Below are 4,902 nucleotides of genomic sequence, written 5' to 3'. Positions count from 1 at the left end.
TGTCGCGCCCAGAAATGGGCCGAGCTCTTGCGGCTCTTTGAGCCGCGCAGTTCGCCGCCACCCCACGCGGCGGGCTGCAACTCGTCGGAGCTCGTTGCACTCCCCGCTGGCGGCGAATGCTGCTATAGGCTGAGAGCGAATAGCGCGATTCCGTGAGGAATCGCCGTCCTCGGCGAGAGCGTCGCATCACCGGCGCTAGGGGGGCGCGCCGAGGACGAACTTCCCAGAATGAGGCATTGAATGAGGGAAAGTGCTTTTGAGGGTCGAAGCCTGTGGGGCCTATAGCAACGTGAGTTACGGGCCTCCGCGGTTCTGCGAACCGCAGGAGTCAGATCAAAAAATAAACAGGGAGGGCGGCTTGTTCTTTGAGTAGAGGTTGCCCTTATTTTAGGGTAGACCCAGCCCTTTGCCCACCGCGGGCTCGCGGCGTTTATTCCGAGAGGCAACGCAACGGAAGACCGTAGGTGCGGCGATCCCCAATGCTGGAAAAGAGCCACGTCGTGCCGAAACTCAAGTGTAGGCCGTAGGTGTCGCTTGTAATGGAAGACCAGATGAAACCACCGTAGCCCATGTCGCTCAGCGCGCCCGAGGGGTAGTAGCGGTAGCCCGGGGCGGCATGATTCGCAAAACCTGAATAGGAAAGCTAGGCACAAGCCCGGGTTCTAAGTCCCCAATCGGTTCCGGTGAAAGCTCCCTGCCCCGTTTATTCCGAGAGGCACCGCAACTGAAAACCGTAGGCGCGGTGATATGCGTTGCTGACTGCGAGATATGTTACGTGAAAGCTCAAGTACATCCCATTCCTATCGTTCCCTGACGATGAATAGCTACCCCCGCCGTTGCCGGTATACATCAGACCGCCTAATCGTCCGCTGCTACCTGCATCGTGGTAGCCCGGGGCGGGGTAGAGCTGTTTGAAAGAGGCGGTTTCGGAGGCTGGCTCAAACGAGAACTCGGCGCGACAGGATAGCTAACTGTCGCGCCGAGCCGTTCAATAAACTGTCTCTGAGGGGAAAAACTACTTTTTCCGCTCCATGACCCGTCTCGCCGCCGCCACGACATCCGGCGTGTCGAGATGGAACTTGACCAACAATTCCTCCGGAGTTCCGCTCTCGCCGAAATGGTCGTTGACCGCCACATACTCCTGAGGCACAGGCTGATTCTGGGTTAACAGCTGTGCCACGCTATCCCCCAGGCCTCCGTTGATCATGTGCTCTTCGCACGTGACGACACAGCCGGTCTTTCGCACCGAAGCGAGGATAGCTTCCGTATCCAACGGTTTGATCGTATGGATGTTCAGCAAATCCACGCCGATCCCCTCCCGTTCGAGCTGCTCGGTGGCCTGAATCGCCCGCCACATCAGATGGCCGGTTGCCAGAATCGTCACGTCCTTACCCTCGCTCCACCGGACGGCCCGACCGATTTCGAACGGTTCGTCCGCCGGCGTGTAGATCGGCTCCGTCGGCCGGCCGAAACGCAGATAGACCGGCCCCTGATAAGTTGCCGCCGCTAGTGTGGCAGCTTTGGTCTGGTTGTAGTCGCACGGGTTGATGACGACCATATTGGGCAGCATTTTCATCAGCCCGATATCTTCCATGATCTGGTGCGTGGCTCCGTCTTCCCCCAGCGTGATTCCGGCATGCGAAGCCGCGATTTTGACATTCGTGCAGGAGTAGGCGACGCTCTGCCGGATCTGGTCGTAGACGCGTCCGGTGGCGAACGCGGCGAAGGTGGTCACGAACGGCACCTTTCCGCCCAACGCCAAGCCGGCGCCGACGCTGATCATATTGGCTTCGGCAATCCCTGCCTGGAAAAAGCGGTCGGGGTTTTCCTTGGCAAAGGTGTTGAGTTTCAGCGATCCGGTGAGGTCGGCGCAGAGGGCGACGACTCGCGGGTCGGTCTCTCCGAGCAGGGTCATGGCGTCGCCGAATCCGGAACGGGTATCTTTTTTCCCTGTGATGGTATAGGGTCTCATGGTGTATGTAGGTTCTGTGTTAGTGGTTTGATTTCGGGGCCGTGTGGCTCTTTCGCTTTTTTCCGCCTCAATAGTCCCCCAGCTCTGTCGCCGGCAACTGTGCTAGGGCCCGTTCCGTCTGTGCCGCGTCCGGAGCCTTGCCGTGCCATTCGTTCGTCCCGGCCATGAAATCCACCCCGCAGCCCATCACCGTGCGTGCCAGAATCACCACCGGTTTCCCGTGTCCGCACGCCTCGTTCCGGGCATAGCGCAGCGTTTCGACCACCTGGCGCATGTCGTGTCCGTCCATCTCCAGCACCGTCCAGCCGAATGCCTCCCACTTTGCCCGCAGTTGCGCTCCGCATCCCATCCCCAGCACCGTGTCGCAGGTGCCGTCGATCTGCTGGCCGTTCATGTCCACGATGCCGACCACGTTGTCGATGCCTCGCGCCGCGGCGAACATCGCCGCTTCCCAAATCTGTCCCTCTTCGAGCTCGCCGTCGCCCATCATGACGAAAACGCGGTGTTCCGCATCTCCCGAGAGCCGCTTGGCCAGCGCCGCCCCCAGCGCCACGGAGAGTCCCTGTCCGAGCGAGCCCGAAGCGACCCGCACACCGGGCAATCCCTTTGCCGGCGTGGGGTGTCCCTGCACCCGTGTGCCGAGTTTCCGGAAGCCGGACAGTTCCGATACCGGGAAGTATCCCCGCCGTGCCAGTACGCTGTACCAAACGGGTGAGATGTGTCCGTTGGAGAGGAAAAAGAGGTCTTCGCCGATTCCGGTATTTTCTGTTCCGGCTGTCGGAGTCTGCGGAATCTGCATCGTGTCGAAGTAGAGCGCGACGAGGGTGTCGGTGGCTCCGAGCGAACCGCCGGGATGGCCCGAGGCGGCTCCGGAAACCATCCGCACGATGTCGCGACGTACTTGTGCGGCCAGGGTTTCCAACTGTTTGATTTCTGCCATGTGTGATCTGTGTATCTGTTCTTTATGCGGGGACGGAAAGGGGTTATATGTTTTCCGTCAGTTTTTGTACCACCCGGAAGTGGTTGAAAAATTCTTTGGCGAAGACGCGGATGACGGTGTAGGCCGGAATGGCGAACAGCATCCCTGTCACGCCGGCGATGTAGCCGGCCATCAGGATGACCAGAAAGATCTCCAGCGGGTGTGCTTTCACGGAGCTGGAGTAGATGTAGGGTTGCAGGATGATGTTGTCGATCAGCTGGAATACGACGAGAATGATCACCATCGGGAAAATGATCGCTCCGGGTGTCGCTCCGGCCGGGAGGCTGAGCAGGGCGATGATGCAGCCGAGAATCCCGCCGATCAGGGGCCCGATATAGGGTATGACGTTCAGCACGGCGGTAATCGCGCCGATGACTACGGCGGTGTTGAATTCCAGTCCGATCAGGTACAAGGGTACGGTAATGCAGATCAGTTTGATCAGCATTTCGATGCAGATGCCGATAAAATAGCGCACGAGGAGGGTGGTGGTGGAGTCGAGCGCGCGTCGGATGTTGGCTTCGTATTTGGAGGGGAAGAAGAGGACGACGCTTTCGAAAAAGAGGCGGTCGTCTTTCAGGAAGAAGTAGGTGATGAAGCTGATGGAGAAGAGGGCGATGGCGAGGTCGACGACCCAGACGGTGACCGAGGTGATGGATTGTCCGAGGTTGACGCTGTCGAAGAGGGGGGCGAGCCGGGTGTCGAGGTAGGCTCGTGCCGAGAAGTTGTTGTCGGGCAGGAAGGTGTTGATGTAGGTTTCGATCTGGCGCATGGGTTCGCCGAGTGCGGCGGTGAGCCGGTCGATGTCGAACGAGGCGAGTTGGTTGATCTGCTGGAGCACGACGGGAATGAGCCACCGGGCGAGGATGTAGATCACGACGAGCATGACGATCAGTGTGGCCATGGCGGCGAGCCATCGCGGAATGTGGCGGCCTCGTATCCGGAGGTGTCCGAATGCGGTGACGAGGGGTTTCCCCATCAGCGAGAGGACGGCGGCGATGAGGATATAAAAGACGATGGTCTGGAAGTACCAGACGAGGAAGCCGGCGGCCAAAAGGCCGGCGCCTGCTGCGATCCATCGGTATATGGGGTTCATCGTCGTTCGGTTTCGCCGTTGTCCGTGCGGGTGCTGGACGTGGCGTTTCAATTATATGCTGGTGTGAGTCGACTGGCAGTCTTGTCGGTTTGTCGGGGTCGGCCGACTTTTGGTCGAGGCCGCCGGTTGTTTGGGGTCGAGGTGCCCGATTAGGGTAGAGGCTACCCGGTTCGAGTGCTGCTCGGCCCCGCCCCGGGCTACCGCAACTATAATACGGGCGCGCCGGTGAATGTCGGCAATTACGGGTTCAACTGGTCTTCCACGGTTAGCGGTGCTTATGGCATGAACTTGGGTTTCTACGCGACGTGGCTCGATCCCAGCTATGCGGACAACCGCGGCTATGGTTTTCCGTTGCGCTGCCTCTCGGAATAAACGGGGCCGAAAACCTGCGGTTCGCAGAACCGCCCGGGCCGGAGTCACCCCTAGCGTAGGCCTGCAACTTCGCGGGGCTCGTTTTAGGCCACGCTGGCTCCGACCCGCAAAAACACCTTCCCCATTCACCGCCCAAATCTTTCAAGTTCGGCCTGTCGCCCTGCCTCGTAGAGCCGCTAAAGCACGACCTATTCGTCTCTTTTAAGCTGTTCGCCGCCAGTGGTGAATGCAACGAGCCCCGTCGAGTTGCAGTCCGCCGCATGGGGTGGCGGCGAACTGCGCGACCCTACGGGTCGCAAGAGCACAGCCAACAATTCAGCTCCCCGCTCGGCCCAGCGCGGCGGGAAAACCGTAATCGGTTTTTCCCACCCGAAGAACAAGCACAGCCCACAGCTCGCCCCAGTTCTCCGCCCCGTATCAGCCTCACTGCGGCTCCGCTTTCGCTCCGCCGCGTTTTCGCGCGCCTTACGGAATTCATTCTCTTTC

4 protein-coding genes are annotated in these 4,902 nt (G+C 60.0%); all 4 read right to left on the bottom strand.

Features of this window, described 5'->3' with window-relative positions:
- Positions 1 to 430: 430 nt before the first annotated feature.
- The 4 genes from QZ302_RS08600 to QZ302_RS08585 all read right to left on the bottom strand — a co-directional run bounded on the left by QZ302_RS08600 (position 431) and on the right by QZ302_RS08585 (position 4,044).
- Entirely contained in the window at positions 431 to 571 is a 141-nt protein-coding gene (locus QZ302_RS08600; protein ID WP_294594490.1) for a hypothetical protein, read from the bottom strand.
- 444 nt (positions 572 to 1,015) lie between these two features.
- Complete coding sequence (locus QZ302_RS08595) at positions 1,016 to 1,972, bottom strand: transketolase C-terminal domain-containing protein (protein WP_294594488.1); 957 nt, start codon at positions 1,970 to 1,972, stop codon at positions 1,016 to 1,018.
- Positions 1,973 to 2,039: 67 nt separating this feature from the next.
- A complete protein-coding gene (locus tag QZ302_RS08590; protein WP_294594487.1) occupies positions 2,040 to 2,912 on the bottom strand; it encodes a transketolase in 873 nt (290 codons plus the stop codon).
- Positions 2,913 to 2,955: 43 nt separating this feature from the next.
- The gene (locus QZ302_RS08585) at positions 2,956 to 4,044 is read right to left on the bottom strand and encodes an AI-2E family transporter (RefSeq protein ID WP_294594486.1); all 1,089 of its coding nucleotides are present in this window, start codon (positions 4,042 to 4,044) and stop codon (positions 2,956 to 2,958) included.
- Positions 4,045 to 4,902 lie beyond the last annotated feature (858 nt).

The organism is uncultured Rikenella sp. (assembly GCF_910579375.1).
GTDB lineage: Bacteria > Bacteroidota > Bacteroidia > Bacteroidales > Rikenellaceae > Rikenella.
The sequence above is the reverse complement of the archived record's forward strand: the minus strand, read 5'-3'. Positions and strand labels throughout refer to the sequence as shown.